Origin of the sequence: Alloiococcus otitis ATCC 51267 (assembly GCF_000315445.1) — a bacterium.
In the GTDB taxonomy this organism is placed as follows: domain Bacteria; phylum Bacillota; class Bacilli; order Lactobacillales; family Carnobacteriaceae_A; genus Alloiococcus; species Alloiococcus otitis.
The window spans coordinates 154,145-178,038 of record NZ_JH992960.1; the positions used below are offsets into that span (position 1 = coordinate 154,145).

Annotated in this window: 27 protein-coding genes and 1 other RNA gene; 21 read left to right on the forward strand and 7 right to left on the reverse strand. The window is 44.8% G+C overall.

Annotated features, from left to right (window positions below; translation table 11 throughout):
- The first annotated feature begins 751 nt into the window (after positions 1-751).
- From secG to smpB, 4 genes are all read left to right on the forward strand, one after another.
- Entirely contained in the window at positions 752-982 is a 231-nt protein-coding gene (gene secG, locus HMPREF9698_RS06705; RefSeq protein ID WP_003778601.1) for a preprotein translocase subunit SecG, read from the forward strand.
- A gap of 104 nt (positions 983-1,086) precedes the next feature.
- Entirely contained in the window at positions 1,087-1,824 is a 738-nt protein-coding gene (locus HMPREF9698_RS06710) for an alpha/beta hydrolase (RefSeq protein WP_003778602.1), read from the forward strand.
- A 23-nt stretch (positions 1,825-1,847) separates the two neighbouring features.
- Entirely contained in the window at positions 1,848-4,280 is a 2,433-nt protein-coding gene (gene rnr, locus HMPREF9698_RS06715; RefSeq protein WP_003778603.1) for a ribonuclease R, read from the forward strand.
- Between the two features lie 20 nt (positions 4,281-4,300).
- On the forward strand, positions 4,301-4,759 hold the full coding sequence (smpB, locus tag HMPREF9698_RS06720) for an SsrA-binding protein SmpB (protein WP_003778604.1): 459 nt from the start codon (positions 4,301-4,303) through the stop codon (positions 4,757-4,759).
- Between the two features lie 154 nt (positions 4,760-4,913).
- Here the strand turns inward: smpB and HMPREF9698_RS06725 are convergent, their stop codons facing one another.
- From HMPREF9698_RS06725 to ssrA, 3 genes are all read right to left on the reverse strand, one after another.
- Positions 4,914-5,132 carry a hypothetical protein gene (locus HMPREF9698_RS06725; protein ID WP_003778605.1) on the reverse strand — a complete coding sequence of 73 codons (219 nt, stop codon included), beginning with the start codon at positions 5,130-5,132 and terminating at the stop codon, positions 4,914-4,916.
- Positions 5,133-5,284: 152 nt separating this feature from the next.
- The gene (locus tag HMPREF9698_RS06730) at positions 5,285-6,649 is read right to left on the reverse strand and encodes a YjiH family protein (RefSeq protein WP_003778606.1); all 1,365 of its coding nucleotides are present in this window, start codon (positions 6,647-6,649) and stop codon (positions 5,285-5,287) included.
- Between the two features lie 335 nt (positions 6,650-6,984).
- Positions 6,985-7,353, reverse strand: a transfer-messenger RNA (tmRNA) gene (ssrA, locus tag HMPREF9698_RS08695).
- Between the two features lie 235 nt (positions 7,354-7,588).
- Between ssrA and HMPREF9698_RS06735 the strand changes: the two genes are divergently transcribed.
- The 6 genes from HMPREF9698_RS06735 (at position 7,589) to HMPREF9698_RS06760 (ending at position 11,872) form a co-directional block, all read left to right on the forward strand.
- Positions 7,589-8,332: an NAD-dependent protein deacylase gene (locus tag HMPREF9698_RS06735; protein ID WP_003778608.1), complete on the forward strand. Its 744-nt coding sequence runs from the start codon at positions 7,589-7,591 to the stop codon at positions 8,330-8,332.
- A 2-nt stretch (positions 8,333-8,334) separates the two neighbouring features.
- Positions 8,335-9,717, forward strand: coding sequence for a M20/M25/M40 family metallo-hydrolase (locus HMPREF9698_RS06740; RefSeq protein WP_003778609.1), 1,383 nt, complete (start codon positions 8,335-8,337; stop codon positions 9,715-9,717).
- A 126-nt stretch (positions 9,718-9,843) separates the two neighbouring features.
- A complete protein-coding gene (locus HMPREF9698_RS06745) occupies positions 9,844-10,077 on the forward strand; it encodes a DUF2969 family protein (protein ID WP_003778610.1) in 234 nt (77 codons plus the stop codon).
- 11 nt (positions 10,078-10,088) lie between these two features.
- Positions 10,089-11,132, forward strand: a complete 1,044-nt coding sequence (locus HMPREF9698_RS06750) for a YihY/virulence factor BrkB family protein (RefSeq protein WP_003778611.1) — start codon at positions 10,089-10,091, stop codon at positions 11,130-11,132.
- 13 nt (positions 11,133-11,145) lie between these two features.
- Positions 11,146-11,502 (forward strand): arsenate reductase family protein, encoded by a 357-nt coding sequence (locus HMPREF9698_RS06755; RefSeq protein WP_003778612.1) that lies wholly within the window; start codon positions 11,146-11,148, stop codon positions 11,500-11,502.
- Between the two features lie 7 nt (positions 11,503-11,509).
- Positions 11,510-11,872: a glycine cleavage system H family protein gene (locus HMPREF9698_RS06760; RefSeq protein ID WP_003778613.1), complete on the forward strand. Its 363-nt coding sequence runs from the start codon at positions 11,510-11,512 to the stop codon at positions 11,870-11,872.
- A gap of 66 nt (positions 11,873-11,938) precedes the next feature.
- On the opposite strand, the gene HMPREF9698_RS06765 is transcribed toward HMPREF9698_RS06760, so the two are convergent.
- On the reverse strand, positions 11,939-12,667 hold the full coding sequence (locus tag HMPREF9698_RS06765) for a gamma-glutamyl-gamma-aminobutyrate hydrolase family protein (RefSeq protein ID WP_003778616.1): 729 nt from the start codon (positions 12,665-12,667) through the stop codon (positions 11,939-11,941).
- Between the two features lie 257 nt (positions 12,668-12,924).
- Between HMPREF9698_RS06765 and sufC the strand changes: the two genes are divergently transcribed.
- From sufC to sufB, 5 genes are read left to right on the forward strand one after another with little or no spacing between them, the layout of a single operon-like run.
- A complete protein-coding gene (gene sufC / locus HMPREF9698_RS06770; RefSeq protein WP_003778618.1) occupies positions 12,925-13,698 on the forward strand; it encodes a Fe-S cluster assembly ATPase SufC in 774 nt (257 codons plus the stop codon).
- A gap of 15 nt (positions 13,699-13,713) precedes the next feature.
- Positions 13,714-15,012 (forward strand): Fe-S cluster assembly protein SufD, encoded by a 1,299-nt coding sequence (sufD, locus tag HMPREF9698_RS06775; protein WP_003778620.1) that lies wholly within the window; start codon positions 13,714-13,716, stop codon positions 15,010-15,012.
- Complete coding sequence (locus HMPREF9698_RS06780) at positions 15,009-16,247, forward strand: cysteine desulfurase (protein WP_003778622.1); 1,239 nt, start codon at positions 15,009-15,011, stop codon at positions 16,245-16,247. The genes sufD and HMPREF9698_RS06780 overlap by 4 nt, the downstream gene beginning before the upstream one ends.
- Positions 16,234-16,713 carry a Fe-S cluster assembly sulfur transfer protein SufU gene (sufU, locus tag HMPREF9698_RS06785; protein WP_003778623.1) on the forward strand — a complete coding sequence of 160 codons (480 nt, stop codon included), beginning with the start codon at positions 16,234-16,236 and terminating at the stop codon, positions 16,711-16,713. Before HMPREF9698_RS06780 ends, sufU begins: the two co-directional genes overlap by 14 nt.
- Positions 16,714-16,753: 40 nt before the next feature.
- The gene (gene sufB / locus HMPREF9698_RS06790) at positions 16,754-18,148 is read left to right on the forward strand and encodes a Fe-S cluster assembly protein SufB (protein ID WP_003778625.1); all 1,395 of its coding nucleotides are present in this window, start codon (positions 16,754-16,756) and stop codon (positions 18,146-18,148) included.
- A gap of 18 nt (positions 18,149-18,166) precedes the next feature.
- On the opposite strand, the gene HMPREF9698_RS06795 is transcribed toward sufB, so the two are convergent.
- From HMPREF9698_RS06795 to HMPREF9698_RS06805, 3 genes are read right to left on the reverse strand one after another with little or no spacing between them, the layout of a single operon-like run.
- Positions 18,167-19,414: a tyrosine-type recombinase/integrase gene (locus tag HMPREF9698_RS06795; protein ID WP_003778627.1), complete on the reverse strand. Its 1,248-nt coding sequence runs from the start codon at positions 19,412-19,414 to the stop codon at positions 18,167-18,169.
- Positions 19,415-19,465: 51 nt separating this feature from the next.
- Positions 19,466-20,164 carry a DUF5067 domain-containing protein gene (locus HMPREF9698_RS06800; protein ID WP_003778629.1) on the reverse strand — a complete coding sequence of 233 codons (699 nt, stop codon included), beginning with the start codon at positions 20,162-20,164 and terminating at the stop codon, positions 19,466-19,468.
- A gap of 14 nt (positions 20,165-20,178) precedes the next feature.
- On the reverse strand, positions 20,179-20,862 hold the full coding sequence (locus tag HMPREF9698_RS06805) for a helix-turn-helix domain-containing protein (protein WP_003778631.1): 684 nt from the start codon (positions 20,860-20,862) through the stop codon (positions 20,179-20,181).
- Positions 20,863-21,032: 170 nt separating this feature from the next.
- On the opposite strand from HMPREF9698_RS06805, the gene HMPREF9698_RS06810 reads away from it, so the two are divergent.
- The 6 genes from HMPREF9698_RS06810 to HMPREF9698_RS06835 are packed head-to-tail and all read left to right on the forward strand — an operon-like array spanning position 21,033 to position 23,885.
- On the forward strand, positions 21,033-21,236 hold the full coding sequence (locus tag HMPREF9698_RS06810; RefSeq protein WP_003778634.1) for a helix-turn-helix domain-containing protein: 204 nt from the start codon (positions 21,033-21,035) through the stop codon (positions 21,234-21,236).
- A gap of 50 nt (positions 21,237-21,286) precedes the next feature.
- Positions 21,287-21,559, forward strand: coding sequence for a helix-turn-helix domain-containing protein (locus HMPREF9698_RS06815; protein WP_003778636.1), 273 nt, complete (start codon positions 21,287-21,289; stop codon positions 21,557-21,559).
- Positions 21,560-21,769 (forward strand): hypothetical protein, encoded by a 210-nt coding sequence (locus HMPREF9698_RS06820; RefSeq protein WP_003778637.1) that lies wholly within the window; start codon positions 21,560-21,562, stop codon positions 21,767-21,769.
- On the forward strand, positions 21,762-22,391 hold the full coding sequence (locus HMPREF9698_RS06825) for a hypothetical protein (protein WP_040292719.1): 630 nt from the start codon (positions 21,762-21,764) through the stop codon (positions 22,389-22,391). Before HMPREF9698_RS06820 ends, HMPREF9698_RS06825 begins: the two co-directional genes overlap by 8 nt.
- Before the next feature lie 32 nt (positions 22,392-22,423).
- Positions 22,424-22,723: a hypothetical protein gene (locus tag HMPREF9698_RS06830; RefSeq protein ID WP_003778641.1), complete on the forward strand. Its 300-nt coding sequence runs from the start codon at positions 22,424-22,426 to the stop codon at positions 22,721-22,723.
- A gap of 1 nt (position 22,724) precedes the next feature.
- The gene (locus tag HMPREF9698_RS06835; protein ID WP_003778644.1) at positions 22,725-23,885 is read left to right on the forward strand and encodes a DUF2800 domain-containing protein; all 1,161 of its coding nucleotides are present in this window, start codon (positions 22,725-22,727) and stop codon (positions 23,883-23,885) included.
- Positions 23,886-23,894: the final 9 nt, after the last annotated feature.

Consider the following 23,894-nt stretch of genomic DNA (forward strand, 5'->3'; position numbering starts at 1 on the left):
CAAATAAGGAAGTTTCGAAGTTAAAACTGGACAATAAATCCAAATAAGGAAGTTTTGAAGTTAAAACTGGACAATAAATCCAAATAAGGAAGTTTTGAAAACTAAAAAACGACAATTGAATAGTCATCAGGTACTTTCGAGTCAAGTCTTAAACTCCGTGTAGGTCAAGACTCGGATTGAGAACTGAATCATAAGAAGGTGACTTTCTAAACTTCTATAATTATGCAGCGATTGTAGAATTTCCAGGCTAAAGTTCTACAATTATGCAACGATTGTAGAATGTCCGGGCTAAAGTTCTACAATTACCCTGCGATTGTAGAATGTCCATGCCAAAATTCTACAATTACTCAGCAATTGTAGAATTGTAAAGCTAAATTCATAAGACGACCAATCGCTGGGCAATAAACGAGTTATGAAGCAACAAGGCGACCAATTGCTAACCAATAAACGAGTTATGTGCTTGTCGGTCCACAAGCAAAATAAAAAAGTGCCCCAAGCAAAAGGCGAGGCCAAGGTTTGACTAGTAAAAAGTAGCTATGAGCCAAACTAGTTTCTTAAAACTGAAGCTGGGAAAAGGCCAGCAGGGTCAAATAGGCTACAAGCTTTTTGTAAGAAAAGCTATTTATCCTTTATTTGGAAAAGGACAAAACAAACTGCAAAAGCTGGTCTACTTGCTAAAGAAAATAATTGGTTAAAAGAAATTTATATGATAAAATATGAATGATTATGACGAAAAAAGGAGGCCTTGTTTGTGTACGAATTCTTACTAACCTTTATGTTGGTTTTATCTATTTTTACTATACTAGTGATTGCTTTACAGCCTACCCGGACGCAAAGTTCGTCTAACGCCTTTATGGGCGGTGCAGGTGAATTGTTCGAAAAACAAAAAGCGAGAGGACTGGAAGCATTTTTAATTAAGACAACAGTTGTTTGTTTGATTTTATTCTTCGGCGTTTCCTATGTCTTATCCCGTTTTTTCTAATTCAAATATGACTAAACAAGGGTGATCTAATCAAGCTTAACTGGCTTATGAGAGGTTTAGACCACTCTTTTTCTTATACAGGTAAAAGGAGTATCAACATTATTATGGATGAAATTTATCTTGAACAGGACGGCGATCATGCAATATTACTCTTGCATGCCTACACCAGCTATTCAAGGGACTTTCGGGTATTTTCCAATGCTTTAGAAGAGGCTGGCTATACCGTTTATGCCCCTCACTTTGCGGGACATGGGATCGAAGACCCAGATGGTGTCATCCAGCATGGGATTGACGAATGGGTCAAGGACGGCCAGGCAGCATTAGATTGGCTGAAAGCTAAAGGTTATGAAAAAATTTCCGTCTTCGGTCTTTCCTTAGGCGGGGTGGTAGCAAGCTATCTCGCCTTAGAAAACCCAGATTTAGTCAGTGCCGGGACTTTTTCGGCACCGGTAGCAGGCAATTATGGTCTGTCCATCGAAGATGAATTTAAAGAATGGTACTATAATAAAAAACAGGCCATGGGTTATAGCCAAGAGGAAGTAGATGGCTTTTACCAGGATTATGTCCAAGATGGCTTGGCAAAAGTAACTGAGGGGATTGAAGCCTTTCGCCAAGAAAAAATGGTCGACCGCTATCATGAGATTACCATGCCCATTTTTATTGGCCAAGGGGGAGAAGATAAAAATATTGCCCCCGAACATGGTCAGGCCTTTAAAGATGCCTTGGTCAATGCTCCGGTTACTTATAAACTATACCCGCAAGCTGGCCATGTGCTTACCATTGGCCGGGTCGGTAAGGAATTACGTGAAGACCTTCTTGCATTTTTACAAGAAGCAAATTAAACTATGTCAAAGGATGAGTGTAAATGGCTGACCTTACAAGTGAATTAGAGAAGAAGATAGTAGATTCGATTGGGGCTCGGGATGACCTTGAAGTAAATGATATAGCAAGAGCTCTGGATATGGAGTCTGCTGAAGAATTCAAGCAACTTGTCAAGGCCATTGCCAAGCTCGAGCGAAGACAAGAAATTATATTAACCAGTAAAGGAACATTTATTATCAACCAACAAAAAATTGACGAAGAGATACAAGGAAGATTTAAGGCAAATGACAAGGGCTTTGGCTTTGTCATTTTAGAAGATTCAGACCAAGAAGATATTTTTATCCCAGCCAATGATACCAATACCGCCTTTGATGGAGACCAGGTTCAAGTCGAAATTACCAAGGCGCCGGACCCGCGGAAGGATAAGGCGGCTGAAGGGAAGATCACCAAGATCTTGGAGCGGAAAACCGAAAGTGTGATCGGTGAATTCTACCCTTATTCGGATGAAGAAGTAAAAGACTTAGACTTATACGGTTACGTCAAGCCGAGTGTCAAAGGCTATCCAGACTTAACCATTCAAATCCAGACCAAGGGCTTGCGTCCCGTCCAGGGGGAAATTGTCAAAGTCGACATTACCCGCTACCCCCAATACACCCATGAGGATACGGTAGGGCTTGTCACCGAGACTATTGGCCACAAGGATGAGCCTGGGGTCGACATCTTGTCAATTGTCCACAAGCATGGCATCCCCTCTGAATTTCCAGAAGAAGTTCTCGACCAGGCCCAGGAAGTCCCAGACCAAATTAGTCCAGAAGACCTCAAAGGCCGAAAAGATTTGCGACAAGAGACCATCATCACCATTGATGGGGCCGATGCCAAGGACTTGGATGATGCCATCCAGGTCAAACGGCTAAACAATGGCCACTACCACCTTGGGGTTCATATTGCTGATGTTGCCCATTACGTTCAAGAAGGGACAGCCATTGACCAGGAAGCCTACGAAAGAGGGACATCTTCCTACTTGACGGACCGGGTGATCCCCATGCTACCCCAGCGCTTGTCGAATGGGATTTGTTCCCTCCATCCTGGTGTAGACCGGCTAACCTTATCCTGCCAGATGGAAATTGACCAGGCAGGGGAAGTTGTCCAGTATGACATTGGCCCCAGTGTGATCCAGTCCAGTCAGCGGATGACCTATCGGGACGTTAATGCCATCTTGGACCAGGATGACCAGGATAAAAAAGACGAGTTTGCTTCTTTAGTCCCCATGTTTGAAAATATGGCTGACCTCCACCACATTTTAGAAAATAAACGCAAGAAAAGAGGGGCCATCGATTTTGAATCCACTGAAGCCCAAATTGAAGTGGATGACCAAGGACGCCCAACTGATATCAAACTCTTGGAAAGAGGGACGGGCGAGAAGTTGATTGAATCCTTTATGCTGGCTGCCAATGAGACCGTGTCAGAACACTATACTAAACAACACTTGCCCATCCTCTACCGGGTTCATGAGCAGCCAGATGAGGCCAAAATCCAGCGCTTCTTAGAATTTATCGCCACATTAGGGATTACAGTCAAGGCCTCCAAGGAAAGCATTTCACCTAAAGATTTGCAGAAAGTTCTAGCCAAGGTAGAAGGCCAGCCCACCCAAGTGGTGGTCAATATGCTCCTACTCCGGTCCATGCAGCAAGCCCGGTATGATGTTGACCCCCTAGGCCACTACGGCTTGGGAGCCGAATTTTACTCCCACTTTACTTCCCCTATCCGGCGGTATCCAGACCTTATCCTCCACCGTTTGATCCACTATTACGATGAAGTTGGCCGGTCTAAAAAGGATGTCAAAAGATGGGAAGAAAAACTACCGGAAATTGCAGAAGCTAGCTCCTTTGCAGAACGCCGGGCCATCGATGCCGAAAGGGAAACGGACGAACTAAAAAAAGTCGAATATATGGCAGACAAGATTGGCCAAGAATTCAAGGGCATGATTGTCTCCATTACAGGCTTTGGCATGTTTATCCAACTGCCCAACACGGTGGAAGGCTTGGTCCATATCTCTCTCTTAGACGATGATTTCTATGAATTTAACGACGAGCACCTGGTCTTGGTTGGACAGCGTACGGGTAATATTTACCGGATTGGCCAAGAAGTTGCCGTTAAATTGATCCGAGCCGATACCGAAAGTATCCAGATTGACTTTGACTTGGTAAGAGAAAACGAGGAACCCAGTCATGGTCAAGATAAGGGATCCAAGCATAAGAAAAAACCCCACAACCACAAAGGCAAAAAAGGGAAACATATGAAGGATAAGGGCAAAAACAAAAAGAACCAACATGACTCCGACAAGAGTAATGGCAAGAAAAATCAACACGGTCATGGCTCTAGCAAAGGTAAAAAGAAAAACAAGAAGAAAAAGCATAAAAACAAGAAGAACAATAAGACACACAAGCACCCTTTTAAAATTCGGGAGAAAAAATAGCAAGGGAAGGAGGGCTCTAGATGCCTAAAGGTGACGGCGGACTGATTACTCAAAACCGCAAGGCTAGACATGAGTATACAGTCCTGGATACAGTTGAAGCTGGCATCGTCTTACATGGGACTGAGATCAAGTCAATTCGCAACCACCGGATCAATTTGAAAGACGGCTATGCCGGCATCCGCAACAATGAAATCTGGTTGTATAATGTTCACATTTCCCCCTTTGACGAAGGCAACCGTTTTAACCACGACCCGGTCCGGACAAGGAAGTTACTTTTGCACCGCAAGCAAATTGACCGCCTGATCGGGGAAGTCAAGCAAAGCGGTATTACCCTGGTCCCCTTAAAAGTTTACATTAAAAATGGGGTGGCCAAAGTCTTATTAGGCCTCGCCAAGGGTAAAAAACAATACGATAAAAGAGAAACCATCAAAAGACGGGAACAAGAGCGACGGATTGAAAGAGAGTACAAGCCCCGTTAAGGTCATAAGCTTTCGTAGCCAACTGCGAAAGCTTTTTTGCTGCCGGTATTGCTTGCAGATTTACAATTAGACTAGTAAAAAGAGTCAAACTAGGTAAAAATAAAAAACCCGGGTTTACCCCAGGTTTTAACTTTCGATTCTTATCTTGTTTTAGCTAGTCTTTATCCGGTCCCTTGTATTGGAGGGGACGTTCACCTGACTCCAAAGTTTGAAGGGTATCGTAAACGTGGCGGATAATATTGCTGGCGCTGGAAATATCCAAAGAAGGCAAGGCGATTTCTTTACCGTCTTCTCCCTTTACAGAGCTTCTAGGATTGGCCTCAATTAAGGCAATAGCCACTTCGACCGCAAGTTCTTTATCCGATTTTGTCATAATCATGCTCCTTTGTAAGGTTGAGTAAAAATAGACTATCTACAGTATATCAAGCAATTTTAACTGAAAACAATATTTGCTAGCAATAAGGTCAAATAGCACAAAAGCCTAGCTAATCCACATCAGCTAGGCTTTCTTGTTTTGTGGCTAAGCTATAGGGTCAGTATGCCCAGTTGGGTATAGAAGAGGACAAAAAGGTAGAGGATTGGGATGGATAAGAGGGTTCGGTAGATAAAGACCCAGATCACGTCAAGAAAGTTGAAGCCAATTTTGGTGTCCACCAAGACCATACCTGTTTCGGCTAAGAAAATAAGTTGGGTGAAGGAGAGGACACCGATAAAGAAGCGGGCAGCCTGGGAAGCCGATTGGGTAATGAAAACAGTCGGTAGGTACATATCGGCTAAGCCCACAATGGAAGCTGGGCCCATTAACTCAGCTGTGTCACTTGGAAAGCCTAGGAAGTCATACAAGTAGACCAAGGGGACACTGATGATTTCAAAAATAGAGGTGTGTTCAATGATGGTCAAGGCAAGAACGCCGACTGCCATAATAATAGGCAATAGGCTGACATAGATGTTGGCAATCTCTTGAAAGGCATAGGTCATAGCTTCCAAAAAACCTCTGGATTCAGCCTGTTCGGTTGCTTGTTCATAGGCAAAGCCAAGCCGACTCTTGCTTTCAGGAACTGCAATGTCATTCTTTTGTTGCTTTTGGTCGCCGTAATATTCGTTCTTGAATTTTTTCAAAGGGAAACGGGCGGTAATTATGGCGATCAGGATAACGGTTAAAAATAAGGTTAAGTAAAAGAGGGGGAAGATATGTCCTAAGCCTAATTCCTCTGCAACTGCTGTGGCGAAGGCAATCCCCACGATGGAGAAGTTGGTGGCAATGAGGTAGGCCTGACGTTGAGTGTAGTAACCCCGGCGGTATTGGTTGTCTGTGACGATCAAGCCTAAAGTCCCGTCACCGACAAAACTGGTCAAGGCATCGACCGTTGCGGCTCCAGGGATTTTAAAGAGGGACTCCATAAAGGGTTCGGTTAGAACAGCTAGAAATTCCACCGTCCCAAAGTGGGTCAAGAAAGGGATCCCAATAATACCCACGAAGAAGGTGATGAAGAGGGTGGTTAATAGGCCTCCTTCACCAGCTAAGACCCCACCTGTGTCAGGGTCTAAAATATATTGGGCCCAGGCTTGGTCAGCAAACCAATTGTTCATGACCATGAGGTACAAAAAAGAACCTGCAATTCGCAACACAGTATTAATGGGGTTAGCTTTAAACAGGCCATCGATAAACTTGTTGCCCGTCTTGACAAAGATAAAGACAATGGTTGCAATCAAGATAATCCACATGACCACTTGGGTGAAGGCTAGAAAGGCCTCAATGAAATTTTCCTCGACAAAGTTGGTGGCATGGGACAAGAGTATCCTTGACTCGCCATTAATGGGGATGGGGACTAGGAAGAAAACTATTCCTAGGATCGAAAAGAATATAAACTTAAAATCTTTTCCTTTCATTTGTTATGTAAAACCTCCTATAGTGCTTGTGGTGGCTCACTATGAACAAACACCACACTTTTGTCAAAAAAGTTTTTACAATTATAACATAGATGACTTTAACCAAGTAAGGGCAAAAGGATTAGTCTTTGCTAAAATCTAGCCTTATCAAAAACAGAAAAAAGCAGCCCCATTATTCATTAGAGGTCTGCTTCTTTTATTCACTCTTATTAGTCTGGACGACACAATTTAGTTTAGATTTCTTGCTAACATGTGTCTGGTTTTGACAATGAAAAAAATTGAAAACCTTGATATATCAATGGTTTAAAGCGTCTTGCTCACCCATGGCATATTAAAAATGGAGCTGGCGGGAGTCGAACCCGCGTCCAGGCATATTGCCACTGAAACCTCTACGCTCATAGTTTTACTATTTCATTTCGCTTCATCTTAGCCGTAAAACGGGCATGGGATGTCGCTAGTCTGGTCATCTCTTCTGACTTTTACAGACGGAAAAAGTCAGCGTATCCCACTAAATTATAGGACCTGAAGCTGCAACATGGGCGATCCCAGTTCAGATCTAGCAGAAGCTACTTACGCAGCTAAAGCTAAGTTAGAATTTTTTTCGTTTGCAGTTAAATTTAAACTGAATGCGTTGATGGGCAGACGCAACCCTGCCAAAACGCAGTAACAGCTCAATCTATGCCTGTCGAATCCGTAACAGCCCCTAGATAAAAATAGTCTAGCCAGTATTATACATCTATAAGACAAAAAAGTCAATTTACTTATAAAAACTATTTTGTCATGTTTTTCAAAAATACATTTGCGGGGAAGACTGAGAGCTGCTTAACCCGGCTAACCTGTAAGCAAGTTAGCTTTTAACATAGTTTCGGCTTAGTTTTAGCCCTTAAATTTGTTAAAATAGGGAAGTAAGGGAGACTGAGGAAGAAGGTTTAAAGTTAAATGAAAGATAAGATAGGAACTTTTGCCGACTATGTAAAATCAGCCCAGTCCATTGCCTTTTTTGGTGGGGCAGGTGTGTCCACTGAAAGTGGCCTGCCTGACTACCGGTCTCATAATGGCGTCTATACCGCCATGGAGAACAAGGGCAAGGACCCCAAAAAGGTTATGCACATCAACTACCTACTCAACCATCCCAAAGAATTCTTCAAACGGCGAAAAGATGACAGGGAGATCAAACCCAATGCCGCCCACAAGGCCTTGGCGACCCTAGAAAAAATGGGAAAAGAAGTTCACGTCATCACCCAAAATGTCGACAGTCTCCACCAAAAAGCTGGCTCATCCAGCGTTTATGAATTGCATGGATCCAACCGTACCTGGTTTTGTATGGATTGTGGCCAGGAGGTCAAAGAAGATGATGTAGTCTATGAAGATGACCTGCCCACCTGCCAAAATTGCTCCGGCCTAATGCGGCCCAGTGTTACCTATTTTGGTGAAATGCCCAACCGAGAAACCTCCGAAGCGGCCCGAACCTTGATTGCCCAAGCTGACCTTTTGATCATTGCAGGCACATCGCTTACGGTCAGTCCGGCCAAGAGTTTGATTAATGCCTTCCAAGGTGACCATACCGTGGTCATCAACCGGGAGGCCATTAAAAGAATTCGGATTCCGGTTGACTTGAATTTCCAGGACTCAGTTGGTGTCATTATGCAAGAATTGATCGATAGAATACAAGAGGGGGAATAACAATGGGGGAATTACGAGAGAGAATCAAGGCTAGAACAGAGGAAAACAAGGACAAGCTACTGGACTATTTAAAATTGGAGTCGGTTTCGGCTCAAAAAAGAGAAATTGATGAAACGGCGGCCTATGTCAAAAACTTGCTGGAAGCATTTGGGGCTGAAGTAGAAATTTTAAGCCTGGCCGACAAGCCCTTAGCCCATCCAGTCGTCTATGGTTTTATTCCTGCAAAAGAGGTAAACAAACCAACCCTACTCATTTACAACCACTATGATGTCCAGCCGGAAGACCCGGTTGAGGAGTGGCAAACTAGGCCTTTTGAGCCAGTTGAAAAAGACGGAGCCATCTTTTGCCGGGGTGTGTCTGACAACAAGGCCAACTTAATCGCCCGACTCAATGCCATCCAGCTCTACTTAGAGGACCATGATGGCCTGCCGATCAATATCAAGTTCCTTATTGAAGGAGAAGAAGAGATTGGTAGTGTTCATATCGATGATTATTTAGCCCAATACCAGGACAAGTTTGCAGCAAATGCCTGCATCTGGGAGTCTGGGAGCAAAGACGGCCAAGGACGCCTCCACATGTCTGCTGGGATGAAGGGGATTGCTTACTTTGACTTGGCCAACCAAACAGCTGACATTGATGTCCACTCTTCACAAGCTGCTATTGTGGACAATGCTGCTTGGCGTCTAATCCAGGCCTTGGCTTCTATGAAAGATGCCAAGAACCGGGTCACTATTGACGGCTTTTATGACTTGATGGAAGAACCCAATCAAGAAGCTCGGGCTTACTTGGACCAAGTTCCATTTGACCCAGACGCACTAAAAGAGGGTTTAAATCTACGGACAGATTTTATCACTGATGACCTTGACTACAGTGAAAAAGAAGCCCTTTACTTCTATCCAACCCTGACCATCAGTGGTTTGGATGCCGGCTACCAAGGGGACGGGGCTAAAACCATCTTGCCTAAGTCGGCCCGGGCCAAGTTGGACGTTCGATTAGTACCGGGCTACACACCTGAGAATGTTCAAAAGCTCTTGCGAGACCACTTAGACTCACATGGCTATGCTGATTTTGACTTGGACTTGATTGCAGCTGTTAAGCCTTTCCGGACAGACCTGACCGATCCCTTTATTGACTTGATGGTCCAAACTGGTGAGACAATTTACGGGAAAGGCAAGGTCATTATCACCCCCAACTCTCCCGGAACTGGACCAATGCAATCCTTTGGCCACTACCTAGGTGTGCCGATCGTGGGCATCGGATCAGAATACAGAGGATCAGGTGCCCATGCTCCGAATGAGCACATTCGCTGGGAAGACTTCTACGATAATATCGCCCACATACTTGGTATAATTGAAAATTTTGACCAAGTAAATTGGGCAAACTAGAGAAAAAAACTTAAATATATGGTAAAATGAGGCACATTACTAGTGCTTCATTTTATTGTGCTTTATCAAAGCACATCTGGATAAGACTCTTATACCATCATGTGATAACTAGAAAGTAGGCAGACCATGTCTAAGAAGAATAAAGCAGTTGAAGTTGATATTATTGAAACCGACCGCCACAAGGGAGACCAGGTAGATTTGGAAGTCAAGGTAAAGAAAAAAACCATAGGCCAGATTCAAAAAAAACCTGGCCAAAACCAGGTATCTGCCTTGATGTCTTCCGGCAAAAAAAGACAAGTCAAATCAGTTGATGAAGCTATCCAAGCTATTATCGCTGAGTACAACTTGCATGACTTATAAAGGGGGAAGTTATGGAAAAGCTGGAAAAATATGAAGACAAAATCCCACATAAAAAGAAATTAATCCAAGCGATTGAAATTGGCATGCGGCACATGGACCGGATTATGCTACCCCAGAGTGCGGCTGAGATGACTTATTTCATACTCTTATCTATTATTCCTATTATCTTAGTCATCGCTAACATTATCCCGATGCTACCGATTGCCACAGACCAGGTCTTGTCTATTGTCCAAGAAGTTATTCCGGCTGATGTCTATAATGTTTTAGAGCCAACCCTGATGGGCTATTTAGAAGGGGGAAGCGGGGGAGCTATTTCCATTGGTTTAATTACCGCCCTCTTCTCTGCTAGTCGGATTGTGTCGATTTTGAACCGGTCCTTAGATGAGATATATGGAACGGTGGACAAGCGGAACTTTGTCTTAGAGCGGATTGTTTCTTTTTTAATTATGCTAGGGATTATAGCCCTAGCCGGTTTAGCCCTCTTTGTCTTTATTTTTGGTGAAGCTATTTTGGGCTTTGTCCAAGACTTGCTCGGTTTAGATTTTACCTTTATGAACATCTTTATGATCTTTCGCTGGGTAATTGTCCTAGTCTTATTCCCCTTGATCTTTTTGATTATATACCATGTCCTACCCAGTCACCACCTGAAACTCAAATATTCCCTTCCAGGGGCCATCTTTGCGGCAATTGGTTCCATTATCCTTTCCGAGTTTTATACCTTGATTTTACGTCTTTTTGGTGGGGATGCTGTGGGGAATGCTACTTTTGGTGCAGTGATCGCCCTCATGCTTTTCCTCTATATTGCCAATATGATTACCTTCATTGGGGCCATGATCAATACCTTTATCTTTGAATGGGTCAACGAGGAGTCCGTTGAGGTTTATGAACACGACATGCACCGGAAGGAACAGTTGGAAAACACCAAGTGGAAGGGTTACCCTGACAGTAATAAGACCCTAATCTTAAAACACAAACTCTATAAAACTGATTATCTGAAGTCCTTAAACAGTGAAAGTGATGACAAGGTTGAAATGAATAAGTTACCGGATGAATAGGAAGGTTGATAAGGTGTTAAAAGTATACTGTCACCCCAAATGTACGACTTGCAAAAAAGCTGAAGCCTGGCTTCAAGACCAAGACATTGACTATGATTGGATCGATATCCGCCAAGAACAACCAGACCGCAACCTGGTCTTACAGACCCTAAAAGAGTCTGGTCGAAGTCGGAAAAGTTTTTTTAATACCAGTGGCAAGGCCTACCGTGAACAAGGCATTAAGGATCGATTGGAGGACATGACGGATGAAGAAGTGGTTGACCTTCTGTTATCTGACGGCATGCTTATCAAACGCCCCTTTGTAACTGATGGCCAAAAAGTAACATCTGGTTTTAAAGAAGACCAATTTAAGGAAGTATGGAAAGGATAGGGTAGAAATGACAATCAAATACCATGTCAATGGCTTGTATGTAAAAAAAGATGGAGACCTCTACCAAATCGGACTCTCCGACAAGGGGCAAGACGATGTGGGCGATGTGATGTTTTGTGACCTAGTCAAACAAGAGGGATACTTGAGTAAAGGAGATACCATTATGGGGGTGGAAGGGGCTAAGGCTGTGACTGATTTTACAGCTCCCTTCGACGGTCAGATCGTGGCGGCCAACCAAGCCATTGAAGACCAGCCTGACCTACTTAACTCCAATAGCCAGGAAGAGAATCGGATTCTCAAATTAGAAGAAGTTAAAGAAGAAGACTTTAACCAATTAAGTGACCAGGCTTGGCCTGAGGAAGATGACTAGACAAATGAAACCAGCCCGGTTTATACTTGAACCGGGCTGGTTTTTATAATCTTATTTCGCTTGCTCCTATCCCTTGCTTGTGACAAGGTCAATGAAGGCATTAAATATTTTTTGGGAATTATCGTCTACCTTATACATCCACTCTGGGTGCCACTGGATAAGGTAGTGGTCCAAGTTGGGGTCGGTATGTTCCATTGCCTCAATAATACCGTCTTTGGCCCAAGCAGTTGGGCGGAGCCCCTGGGCAACTTCCTTGACAGCTTGGTGGTGGTAGGAGTTGACCACAATTTCAGAGCCCAAGATTTGGCTAAGCCAGGTGTTTTCCGCTAGGTCCACGGTGTGAGTGTACTTAAAGGTAACAGACCGCTGGACATGTTGGATGCTTAAGTCCTCATATTCCTCCAAGTCCTGGTAGAGACTACCCCCTAAGGCAACATTGTAGATCTGCATCCCACGACAGACCCCTAGGATGGGTTTTTCTTGCTTGATGGCCTCTTGAACTAAGGCAATCTCGAAATCGTCCCGCTTAATATTGGTTGAAGCTAGGTGAACACTGGGTTCTTGACCGAAGCTAAGGGGGTTGACATCTTGCCCTCCTGTTAAGATAAGGGCATCAATGCCTTCGATATAGTCTTTAGCTGTTTGGGGATCGTTGACGGGAATGATAAAGGGGAGGGCACCAGTGTCTTGGACACTCTCCACAAAGCCTAATGGAGTATAGGCAATTTCAATATTTAATCCTTTATTCTCAATTGGAGTTTTGGTATTACCCGAAATTCCGATAATAGGCGTCATACACAACAATTCCTTTCAATCCAAAAAATATCCTGTAACGATAATAGTATACAAAAAAATGGGAAGAGGTTAAATCAAGAGGCTTAATTGAAGCCGCTTTAGTGCATGTCTTGAAAAAGATAGCCTTTTCCTTGATAATGGCTATAATATGCTATAGAATAGGACAGAATGCTAATTGAGAATTGTTTTCAGTCGTTAAGACTGGACTAGCAGTTACATACATCAGCATCACACAAAAATAAAAAGGAAGGTCAGATATGTCTGTATTAGAAATCAAAAATCTTCACGTTCGTGTCGAAGAAAAGGAAATCTTAAAGGGAGTGAACATGACCATCAACACTGGTGAAATTCACGCGGTCATGGGCCCTAACGGAACAGGTAAGTCCACCCTGGCAGCTGCCATCATGGGCCACCCAGCTTATGAGGTCACTGAAGGGGAAGTGTTAATTGACGGCGAGAACATCTTGGAATTGGAAACAGATGAACGGGCCTTGGCTGGTCTCTTCTTAGCAGTCCAATACCCAAGTGAAATTGCTGGGATTACCAATGCTGAGTTCCTCCGGGCATCGATCAATGCTCGCCGGGATGAAGATGATAAGATCAGTGTCATGGACTTTATTAAAAAAATGGATGAGAAGATGGAACTGCTAGACATGCCCAAAGAAATGGCAGAACGTTACTTAAATGAAGGCTTCTCTGGTGGGGAGAAAAAACGAAATGAAATCCTTCAATTATTAATGATTGAACCTACCTTTGCCATCCTAGATGAAATTGACTCTGGTTTAGATATAGATGCTTTGAAAGTCGTAGCCAAAGGGGTTAACCAAATGCGCGGTGATGATTTTGGATCGCTGATCATTACCCACTACCAACGCTTGCTAGAATATATTGAACCTGATGTTGTTCACATTATGATGGATGGCCGGGTGGTCAAGACAGGCGATGCCCAATTGGCTGCTCAATTAGAGGCTGAAGGTTACAAGGGACTCGTTGAAGAACTTGGCTTAGACATTGACTTAGAAGAAGAATAAGAGGAGGCTATAAAAATGGCAGACAAGGTTGAATCATATGTAAGTCATGCTGATGCTGTACAAGCCTACTCCAAAGAACTACAAGAGCCAGATTGGATGCTACAACTAAGATTAGAAGCTCTAGACAAGATAGATGACTTACAGGAACCGAGAATTGAACGCTTGCGCTACAACCGCTGGCCATTGTGGCAATTGCCTAATTTAGAAGCAGGCGACAAGGCAAGTGACATTGACTACACCAAATATGTACCAGAACTCCATACAGACAATATTGTTGTCCAAGCTGGTAACCAGTCTGTAGTAGAAGAGTTGCCCCAATCCTTGAAAGATAAAGGGGTGGTCTTTACTGATATTAAAACTGCCTTAAGAGATTACCCAGACTTGGTTAAAGAAGCCTATATGACAACTGCTCTACAACCCGACAAGAACAAGATTACCGCCTTTCACGCTGCCTTTATGAACTCCGGCTTGTTTTTGTATGTTCCTAAGAATGTGGTGATCGAAGACCCACTTGAAGCCATCTTTATCCAGGATGCTTTAGTTCAAGATAGCTACATTAAACACGTCTTGGTTTATGCCGGACCAAACTCACAATTTGACTATGTGGAACGTTGGTTGACCGCTGGGGACGAGAAAACATCAGCAAATATTATTGTCGAAGTGATTGCCCAGGCAAATGCTAAAATTCGCTTCTCCTCAGTTGACTTACTCGGCCAAAATACCACCGCCTACTTCAACCGGATTGGTCATGTGGGCCGGGATGCCAATATCGACTGGGCGATCGGAGCAATGAATAATGGTAATGTCATTGTTGACTTAGATACCGACCTAGTTGGCGACGGGTCTGAAACAGATCTCAAGGCGGTCGGTATCAGTTGGGGCAAACAGACCCAAGTTATTGATTCCAATGTGGTCAACTTTGGCAGCAACTCCAACGGTAACATTTTCCAGCATGGGGTCATCTTAGACCGAGGAACCTTGACCTTTAATGGGATTGGTCAGATCCACCGCAATGCTAAAGACGCTAATGCCCAGCAAGAATCCCGAGTCCTCATGCTGTCAGAAAAAGCTCGTGGGGATGCCAACCCCATCCTTTTAATTGATGAATTTGAAGTTGAGGCTGGCCACGCTGCTTCTATTGGACGGGTAGACCCAAATGAGTTATACTACCTAATGAGTCGGGGTATCCCTAAAGCAGAAGCCGAGCGATTGGTTATCCGAGGTTTCTTAGGAGCAGTGATTTCAGCTATCCCGTCTAAGGTTGTACGCGAAGAATTGATTGATACAATCGAAAGGAAGTTACTTTCACGATGAGCCTAGACCAGGAAAAGTTGCGCCGGGACTTTCCTATTCTCAACCAAGAAGTTAACGATGAACCTTTAGTTTATTTAGACAATGCCGCTTCGACCCAAAAACCTAAGCAGGTTATTGACAAGATTCAGACCTATTATGAAGAGTCGAACGCCAATGTCTACCGGGGAGTTCATGCCCTGTCAGAGCGGGCCACCCGTTTGTATGAAGAAGCCCGGCACAAATTGGCTGACTTTATTGGAGCCAGCCAGGCAGAAGAAGTGATTTTCACCCGAGGGACCACTACTGGACTGAACTGGGTCGCTCAAAATTTAGGTCAATTGGTTTTGGAAGAAGGGGACGAAATCTTAATATCCTACATGGAACACCACTCCAATATCATCCCCTGGCAGCAAATCGCAAAGATCACAGGAGCCCAATTGCGGTATATTGATCTGACCCCAGACGGCCAGTTGGACCTAGACGATGCCAAGAATAAAATCAGTCCAAATACAAAGATTTTAGCCATCACCCATGTCTCTAATGTCCTTGGGGTGATTAATCCAATCAAGGAACTAGGCCAGCTCATCCACCAGCAGGGAGGGACCTTGGTGGTAGACGGAGCCCAGGCAGTCCCTCACATGGCCATTGACGTCCAAGACTTGGATGCTGATTTTTATGCTTTTAGTGGGCATAAAATGTGCGGGCCTACAGGAATTGGTGTATTATATGGTAAAAGAAAATGGTTGGAAGCCATTGAGCCAGCTGAATTCGGTGGGGAAATGATCCAAGTTGTTGACTTATACGACAGCACTTGGGCTGACTTGCCCCATAAATTTGAGGCTGGGACCCCCAATATTGCTGGCGCAATTGGCCTGGCAGCAGCTGTCGATTACTTGCAAGACTTAGGCATGGACCAAATCTTCCAACATGAGCATGACCTAGCCAGTTACACCCTTGGCCGTTTGCAAGCTAAAGATGGGGTGACCGTTTTCGGGCCAAGTGACCCTGATAAACGGTCGGGGGTCATTGCCTTCAATATCGATGGCCTCCACCCTCATGATGTGGCCACCGCCTTGGATCTAGAAGGTGTGGCTATCCGAGCTGGTCACCACTGTGCCCAACCACTGATGAAGTATATCAAACAACCTGCAACAGCTCGTGCCAGTTTTTACCTCTATAATACCAAGGCTGATGCAGATAAATTGCTAGAAGCAATCGATAAGACGAAGGAGTTTTTTTCAAATGGGCTTGACTAGGTTAGATCAATTATACCGTGCCGTTATCCTAGACCACTCTAAAGACCCCCGTCATAAAGGACAACTCGACCGGGTGGATGCCGTCATGGCCTTGCGCAATCCGACCTGTGGCGATGAAATACAAGTCCAGGTCAAGTTAGATGACCAGGGCCAGGTTATCCAAGATGTATCCTTTGATGGCCAGGGCTGTACCATTTCTATGGCCAGTGCCAGTATGATGACAGAAGCGATCGTCGGCAAGAGCCTAGACCAGGTAAAAGACCTTTACCAAACCTTCTCCGACCTGGTCCAGGGTAAAGAACCTGAACAAACTGAAGACTTGGGAGATGCCGTCATGCTAGAAGGAGTCCGCCAGTTTCCAAGCCGGGTACGGTGTGCTACCTTGTCATGGAAAGCTCTCAATAAGGCCTTAGAGAATACTGGGTCTGGCCTTGACGAAAATACATCAGAAGACATATACGATTAAGTCAGATTGGATTGAAACCGGGAAAGGGAGAATGAATAAAATGGTAAAAGATGTACCAACTAGAGATTACCAATTTGGTTTTCATGATGACGTTGAAAGTATTTACGACACCGGTAAAGGGTTAAACGAAGATATTATTAGAGAAATCTCTGCCCGCAAAAATGAACCAGAATGGATGCTAGACTACCGGCTAAAAGCCTACAAGCACTATAAAGACCGCCCAGTACCCACATGGGGGGCAGATTTATCGGGAGTAGACTTTGACAACTATACTTACTACCGGAAAGCCAGCGAAAAACCCGAACGCGATTGGGATGACGTCCCTGAAAAAATTAAAGAAACCTTTGACCGCTTGGGTGTGCCTGAAGCCGAACGTCAATACTTAGCAGGGTCAGGTGCCCAATATGAGTCAGAAGTTGTCTATCACAACATGAAAGAAGAGTTCGAAAAACAAGGGATTGTCTTTATGGATACCGACTCTGCCTTGCAAGAGTATCCTGAACTCTTCAAAGAACACTTCGGGACAGTGGTACCCCCAACTGACAACAAGCTCGCTGCCTTAAACTCATCCGTTTGGTCTGGTGGAACCTTTATCTACGTTCCTAAAGGGGTCAAGTGTGACGTCCCCCTTCAAATGTACTTCCGGATTAACGAAGAAATGATGGGCCAATTCGAACGAACCTTGATTATTGTGGATGAAGGAGCCAGTGTCCACTACGTAGAAGGCTGTACCGCTCCAACCTTCTCAGCTTCCTCCCTCCACGCAGCAGTGGTTGAAATCATCGTCAAAAAAGATGCCTACTGCCGCTATACCACCATTCAAAACTGGTCTGACAATGTATACAACTTAGTCACTAAACGAGCCCATGCTGCTGAAGGGGCTACAGTTGAGTGGGTTGACGGCAACCTTGGGGCTAAAACAACCATGAAATACCCAAGCATCCACCTCAATGGTGAAGGGGCAAGAGGAACGACCATGTCTATCGCTATGGCTGGTGCCAACCAAGTCCAAGATACTGGGGCTAAAATGATCCACAATGCGCCGAACACCTCTAGCTCCATTGTGTCTAAATCTATCTCAAAAGATGGTGGGGAAGTCAACTACCGCGGCCAGGTTGTCTTTGGGAAAAATTCGTCAGGTTCTATTTCCCACATTGAATGTGACACCATTATTATGGATGAATTGTCCAAATCAGACACGATTCCATTTAATGAAATCCACAACAACAATGTCGCCTTGGAACACGAGGCCAAGGTCTCAAAAATTTCAGAAGAACAGCTTTACTACCTAATGAGTCGTGGACTGGACGAAGAGACAGCAACTGAAATGATTGTCATGGGATTTGTTGAGCCATTCTCTAAAGAGCTGCCAATGGAATACGCAGTCGAATTGAACCGTCTAATCTCATACGAGATGGAAGGGTCTGTTGGTTAGTCCTTATAAAGCCTATTGTTACGTGCTTTGTCTTGGGAATTGGATAATTTTGTCATCCTTTTTGTCATCCTTTGTCTGAATTTGACTCAACTTATCTGCGACTAATTTGTGTCGATCGTCTGATACGTGAGTGTAGATATCGGACGTGGTCTTGATATTCTTGTGTCGCAAGCGGTGCTGAGCATCTTTCAGACTCACCCCTAGCTCATATAGCATAGTAGCCTGGGAGTGGCGAAAGCCGTGGGGTGAAATATAATGAAGTCCTAGATCTTCTAGGGCTTTTTTATTTTTGCGCCAGAAAGACCGAAGCCAGTCGTTGGGGGCGGATTGGTGAAAATAGCTGAATGTGATGGGGGAAGTGAAGATGAAGTCCCGCTTAGGGATGCGGACTTTATTCCCCTGGTTATTGACCACGGTGTCACTCTCAGCCAGCTGAGTCAAGACTTGATAAGTGTATTGGTCTAGGTAGACCACGCTGGGCGTGCTATCGGACTGCTGGGTTTTGGTGAATGGCTTGAGGGTGGAGTTGCCATTGCCGTCTTCTGCCACGATCTGATTTAAGGTGACGGCCTGGTTAATGTGATCTAAGTCACTCACCTTAAGCCCCAAGGCCTCTCCTCGTCTAAGGCCTGCAAAGGCTAAGAGACGAAAGAAAACAAATTGATAAAACTCACCATGGTCTTTATAGAAGTTGAGGAAAGTGAGGAGCTGGTCTGTGGTGTAGAAATTCTGGTCTCCTGCTAGTCGTCTTTGCTTATATTTAGTCTTGGTAGATTTGATCTGGATCTTGTCCATGGGGTTAGAGTTGAGGTAGCCTTTCTCGACCCCATATCTGAAGATTGCCCTGGCATGACCTAAGACCTTACGGAAGTCTTTGCGGTTAGCCCTTACGGTGGCGACCAACTTCTGCAGATCGTCTATGGTGATCTCTTCTATATAATAGTCCCCAATTGAGGGGATAATGTGCTTGTCTGTTTCGTATTGGAATTTATTGACTGTGGAGGGGGCTACGCTCGTATTCCTATAGTAGGGAAGAAATTCCTTGTAGAGGTCTTTAAATTTAACCCGCTTAGCCCTAACCGACTCTTGGGACTGGTTGAAGTCGTGACGGGCCTGCTCGAATTTAATCCTAGCGCTGGTTTTGGTGTCAAACCCTTGCCAGTGGACAAATTTCTTATCGCCAGTTTTCTTATCGACCCCCAGATAGCCTCTAATGGCCCATTTCGTCTCTCCGTTCTTCAGCTTATATTTCCAGTATTTAGCCATCTCGTATTCCTTTCTTAATGAAAAGCCCCCTGGTGGAGGGGGCGAGAGGGGTTAATTAACGGACCAGGCAAAGCCTTGAGGGTTGCCCATGATCTCGGTGGATCGAATGATGAAGCCGACATCTAGGCTTGGATCACTCAAAGTATAGCCAATGGTGGCGTGGACTTCTCCACCTGGATTGACCTGGGTGTCTCCCATGTTGACTGCTTCTTGGTCTTCCAGGTTGTCCATCTCTGCATTAGCACCGTTTAGGGTGACGGTGGTATTGCCGTCTGTCTGGACGGCATTCATGTCCGTGATAAAGGAGAGGTAAGGGGAGTTGGTCTGGTCTCCTAAGTTCTCATAATCCATGGTGAGAGTGATGATAGTAGAGCCTGTCATGCTCCCCTCACTGATGTCAATGCTATGAATGGTGTATTTGGCATTGTCGAATTCCAATTCTTTAGGGAGGTCGTCTTGAGTCCAGTAAGCGGCATCTGGCCACTGCCCTGATTGAGACTCGACCTCAGCGACTTCTTCCTCACCTTCTTCCAATTCGTCTCCCTCTGAGTCGTCTACGTCACTAGCTTCTTCTGCCTGCTCTTGCTCTTCTTCCTGGGTCTGCTCGTCAGCTTGCTCTTCCTGCTGATCCTCTTGAGCCTGCTCTTCTTGGGCAGGCTCTTGGTCTTGGGTGGCGGTCGGCTCGTCCTGGCCACAGGCCACTAAGATCAGTGAACTTAAGCTAAGTAGGGTGATTAATTTCTTCTTCATTGTAATTCCTCCTATTATAGTAGAACTCTTCCGATCACTCGGATGTCGTCATTCTCGTCAGCGTAGATGTCTTCGTATTTAGCATTTAAGGAGACCAGTCTAAGATGATCATCTTCCTTATAAGCTTTCTTAATATACGCCTCCTCGTTGATCTGGACTGCTATGATTTGACCGCTTCGCACATCACTGGTCCGCTCAATGTAGACAATCTCCTTGTCTTCAAAGAGGGGGTTCATGGAGTCGCCTGCGACTTCAAAGGCTAGGTCATGCTTAGGGACATGCCCTTTAACCTCCATATATTCACCATCTTCAGGGTCTAAGTCGATAATCCCTGTCCCTGCTGACAGCTTGGAGATCACGTAGATGGTCTGCACCTCATGCAGGGAATTCTGCTCATCTAGCAGGTCTTGGGTGTAGCGATAAGCTTTCTTCTGACGGTCAGGGTTGAGTTGGGAGTAGATGGAAGAAATACTATCATCTACTGGGTATTTCTCATCTGACAAGCCTAGTATATAATCAGTTGTTACATTAAATAGTTCAGCTAGCATTTTTAGCTCTTTGCCTCTCGGGAGGCTATTATTACTTTCCCATTTCGTAATAGTAGTGTAGTTTTTATAGCCCATTTTGTGAGCTAGTTCGGTTTGGCTAAAATCTCGCCCTGTTCTCAACTCCTTAATACGACCTCCAACATCATTCATATTATTCACCTCCTGAATAAATTATACCAAGCATATGATTTAAATTCAACATAAATTATACCGTATTTGTTATTAAAAATAAAAATATGATATTATTTCATTACACGCTTGACATATGAATTATAATCATATACTATAGAGTCAAGCCACAAGGGCAGGAGGTGAAATTAATGATTAGGATTAAAGATCTTAGGGTCAGTCGTGACCTAAGCCAAAAGGAATTGGCTAATAAATTAGGGGTGGCGCAGACACAAGTCAGTCGCTGGGAAAAGGATCAGCTTTCAATGAGTTCGCAAAGTCTCATTAAAGTGTCCCAGTATTTCAACGTCTCGACTGACGACTTATTAGGGGTTAAGCACAAAGAATGCGTTTAACTATGTCTATTATATGAATTAAATTCATATATAAGGAAAGGAGCGAGAGGATGCAAGTAGTGAGTGATGACTTTGAGACTCGATTGATTGAGGCTCTAGGCCAGAAAGTAGACCAGTCCATCAAAGAGATTGAAAAGAGACAGGCCATTCAGTCTGAGTTTTTGACCTTGAAAAAGGCTTGTGTCTACACCAGCACCAGCTACCCCACCCTGAAGGGTTGGATTAAGCAGGGCTTACCCGTGACGGTCTTGCAGGGGACTCAGCGGATCAAGCGATCAGACATTGACGACTTCATGGCCAAGCACCGAATAGGAGGAGATTAAATGAAAGAAAAAATCATTGTGTTTTCAATAGCACTAAACGTGTCGTTATTAATGTATATTTTTGAACTGCCTAAACGGTCTACCTGGTGGCCCGGCGGTGAGGCCTTAATCGTGCCATTCGTCTTTGTGGTCTGGCTCTACGGCCACGAGTTATTGAAAGACAAGAAACGGAGAGAGGCAGAGGCTAGAGAGGATGAAGATCTTGGATAAGAAGTTATTAGAACTGCTCGAGTTAGAACTCCGGAAGATGATCCGAGTCCATGCAGCGCCAGACTTCCACGGCAAGTTGAGCCGAGTCAACTTTCGATCTGATGGCTCAACGGAAGTGACCAATAGCTATGCAGCGTTGAGGGTCAAGAACAGCCATGACGGTGAAGTTGATCCCCTGGAGGACTACCCAGACACAGACCTGGTCTGGCAGAGAGCAGAAGAGCTAATCAAGGACGGTGTCAGCGTAGAGATCTACATTAAACAGGTTAAGGATCACGCCAGATTGCAGAGACAATTCGGCTACCCCTCAGTAGTTTGCCAAGTCCACCCAGCAGGGCTGACCTTGAGTAATGAGTTAAGCAAGGACTACCTTCACCACATGCATGAGTCGGATGACGATCGTCAGAAATTGAGAGAGTCGATTGCTAAGGCGGACTACTCTCACCTTGACCAGGACTACTTCTTCCAGCTTAAGGTAGCTTATTTAGAGAATGCCCTCCTGTTTTTTGAAAAATTAGGCCACAAAAAAGCTTCCCTCCACTTTGCGCCAACAAAGCGAAGAGAAGTCGTGATTGAGGCAGGAGATGTGCAGTATCTCATTGCCCTTATTAAAATGTCCTAACTAAAGTATACCAAAAAGAAAGGAAAATCTAAATGAAAATTCATGTAAGTTATAAGGCCAAAAACCTGGAGGAAGTCCTGCAACTTCTCCAACATGAGGAGGTCACTGTCCAAGCCGGTGAGCCGACAGCAGGGGATGCAGAGGTGACAGAGGAGGTCAGCTACAGCCAAGAGGACTTGACGGAGTTAGCCGTTAAAGCCAACAAGTCTGGCAAGCTAAGCCAAGTCAAGAAGATTTTAGACCAGCACGAAATTGGCAAGATCTCTCAAGTCCCAGACGACCTAGTGAACGTAGTGGGCCAGGCCCTAGCAGACCTAGTAGAGGAGGAGTAGCATGCCCGACAAACACGCACGGCTGAGTGCTTCTAGCGCCAAGCGTTGGCTGACCTGTCCGCCGATCATCAGCCTGGAAGAACTCGTTGGTGGTCGCAAGCGCACCTCTAGCTATGCTCTGGAGGGGACGGATGCCCACAAGCTGGCCGAGTTGAAACTCAAGGACTTCATTGGGCGGAACGTGACCAAGGCCATTGAGGACTTTAAGAAATCCAGTGAATATTATGACCAAGAGATGGAAGAAGCCACCGATCGCTACCGAGATTATGTTGTTGAACTATACAACAATCATGGCGACTTAGCTAATATGGACTTAGAGCAACAAGTCAGCTTTGACAAGTACGTCCCAGGAGGATTTGGGACGAGTGACGTGGTCATCACTAGCCCAGGGCGAATTGAGATTGTCGACTTGAAATACGGCAAGGGGATTAAGGTGGATGCTTATCAAAACCCGCAACTCATGCTCTATGCTTTAGGGGCTTATGAGAAATTTGACTTTGTCTACGACTTCGAGACCATCACCATGACCATTGTCCAGCCACGGTTAGACCACCTAGACAGCTTTACAGTCGCAACAGATGAGCTTCTTTATTGGGCTGAAAACTACGTTGCGCCTCGTGCTAGCCTAGCAGACCAGGGAATTGGGGAGTGGAACATCACTGAAGATGTGCTGCGCTTCTCCAACGTTCGAGGCCGACTCCGACCTCAATTTGAGCAGAATAAAGACTTCATTGAGAAATACGAATACGGTGAGGGGGCAGTCCTAGACCCTGACGAGTTAACCGAAGTCCTAGACCAGGCTGATCAGATCAAACGTTGGCTCAAAGACGTGGAGGACTTTGCCTTGAAGAGCCTCTTAGACGGCAAGGACGTCCCAGGCTTTAAAGTGGTTGAGGGGCGGTCTAATCGCAAGATTAGTGATGAGGCGGGTCTAGCTAAGGTCTTGCAAGACCAGGGCTTTAAAGAAGGCCAGATCTACAAAGAGCCAAAATTGGAGACCCTTGGCAAGCTTGAGAAGCTTGTCGGGAAGAAAGAATTTGCAGAGTTGTCCAGTGATTATATCACTAAGCCAGAAGGTAAGCCAACTCTTGCTCCTGCAGGGGATAAGCGACCTGCCCTTAACTCTGAAGTAACAGCCAAAAATGATTTTAAAAACTTATAAAAAAAAGAG

Excerpts from the sequence above, each read along its gene's own strand:
- sufB (WP_003778625.1), top strand. The coding sequence starts at position 16,754 with ATGGTAAAAGATGTACCAACTAGAGATTACCAATTTGGTTTTCATGAT.
- HMPREF9698_RS06805 (WP_003778631.1), bottom strand. The coding sequence starts at position 20,862 with ATGAATGATGTTGGAGGTCGTATTAAGGAGTTGAGAACAGGGCGAGAT.
- HMPREF9698_RS06835 (WP_003778644.1), top strand. The coding sequence starts at position 22,725 with ATGCCCGACAAACACGCACGGCTGAGTGCTTCTAGCGCCAAGCGTTGG.
- sufD (WP_003778620.1), top strand. The coding sequence starts at position 13,714 with ATGGCAGACAAGGTTGAATCATATGTAAGTCATGCTGATGCTGTACAA.
- sufU (WP_003778623.1), top strand. The coding sequence starts at position 16,234 with ATGGGCTTGACTAGGTTAGATCAATTATACCGTGCCGTTATCCTAGAC.
- HMPREF9698_RS06750 (WP_003778611.1), top strand. The coding sequence starts at position 10,089 with ATGGAAAAGCTGGAAAAATATGAAGACAAAATCCCACATAAAAAGAAA.
- HMPREF9698_RS06730 (WP_003778606.1), bottom strand. The coding sequence starts at position 6,649 with ATGAAAGGAAAAGATTTTAAGTTTATATTCTTTTCGATCCTAGGAATA.
- HMPREF9698_RS06795 (WP_003778627.1), bottom strand. The coding sequence starts at position 19,414 with ATGGCTAAATACTGGAAATATAAGCTGAAGAACGGAGAGACGAAATGG.
- HMPREF9698_RS06735 (WP_003778608.1), top strand. The coding sequence starts at position 7,589 with ATGAAAGATAAGATAGGAACTTTTGCCGACTATGTAAAATCAGCCCAG.
- HMPREF9698_RS06830 (WP_003778641.1), top strand. The coding sequence starts at position 22,424 with ATGAAAATTCATGTAAGTTATAAGGCCAAAAACCTGGAGGAAGTCCTG.
- HMPREF9698_RS06725 (WP_003778605.1), bottom strand. The coding sequence starts at position 5,132 with ATGACAAAATCGGATAAAGAACTTGCGGTCGAAGTGGCTATTGCCTTA.
- HMPREF9698_RS06760 (WP_003778613.1), top strand. The coding sequence starts at position 11,510 with ATGACAATCAAATACCATGTCAATGGCTTGTATGTAAAAAAAGATGGA.
- HMPREF9698_RS06820 (WP_003778637.1), top strand. The coding sequence starts at position 21,560 with ATGAAAGAAAAAATCATTGTGTTTTCAATAGCACTAAACGTGTCGTTA.
- HMPREF9698_RS06740 (WP_003778609.1), top strand. The coding sequence starts at position 8,335 with ATGGGGGAATTACGAGAGAGAATCAAGGCTAGAACAGAGGAAAACAAG.
- HMPREF9698_RS06815 (WP_003778636.1), top strand. The coding sequence starts at position 21,287 with ATGCAAGTAGTGAGTGATGACTTTGAGACTCGATTGATTGAGGCTCTA.
- HMPREF9698_RS06745 (WP_003778610.1), top strand. The coding sequence starts at position 9,844 with ATGTCTAAGAAGAATAAAGCAGTTGAAGTTGATATTATTGAAACCGAC.
- HMPREF9698_RS06765 (WP_003778616.1), bottom strand. The coding sequence starts at position 12,667 with ATGACGCCTATTATCGGAATTTCGGGTAATACCAAAACTCCAATTGAG.
- smpB (WP_003778604.1), top strand. The coding sequence starts at position 4,301 with ATGCCTAAAGGTGACGGCGGACTGATTACTCAAAACCGCAAGGCTAGA.
- sufC (WP_003778618.1), top strand. The coding sequence starts at position 12,925 with ATGTCTGTATTAGAAATCAAAAATCTTCACGTTCGTGTCGAAGAAAAG.
- HMPREF9698_RS06710 (WP_003778602.1), top strand. The coding sequence starts at position 1,087 with ATGGATGAAATTTATCTTGAACAGGACGGCGATCATGCAATATTACTC.
- HMPREF9698_RS06780 (WP_003778622.1), top strand. The coding sequence starts at position 15,009 with ATGAGCCTAGACCAGGAAAAGTTGCGCCGGGACTTTCCTATTCTCAAC.
- rnr (WP_003778603.1), top strand. The coding sequence starts at position 1,848 with ATGGCTGACCTTACAAGTGAATTAGAGAAGAAGATAGTAGATTCGATT.
- HMPREF9698_RS06800 (WP_003778629.1), bottom strand. The coding sequence starts at position 20,164 with ATGAAGAAGAAATTAATCACCCTACTTAGCTTAAGTTCACTGATCTTA.
- HMPREF9698_RS06810 (WP_003778634.1), top strand. The coding sequence starts at position 21,033 with ATGATTAGGATTAAAGATCTTAGGGTCAGTCGTGACCTAAGCCAAAAG.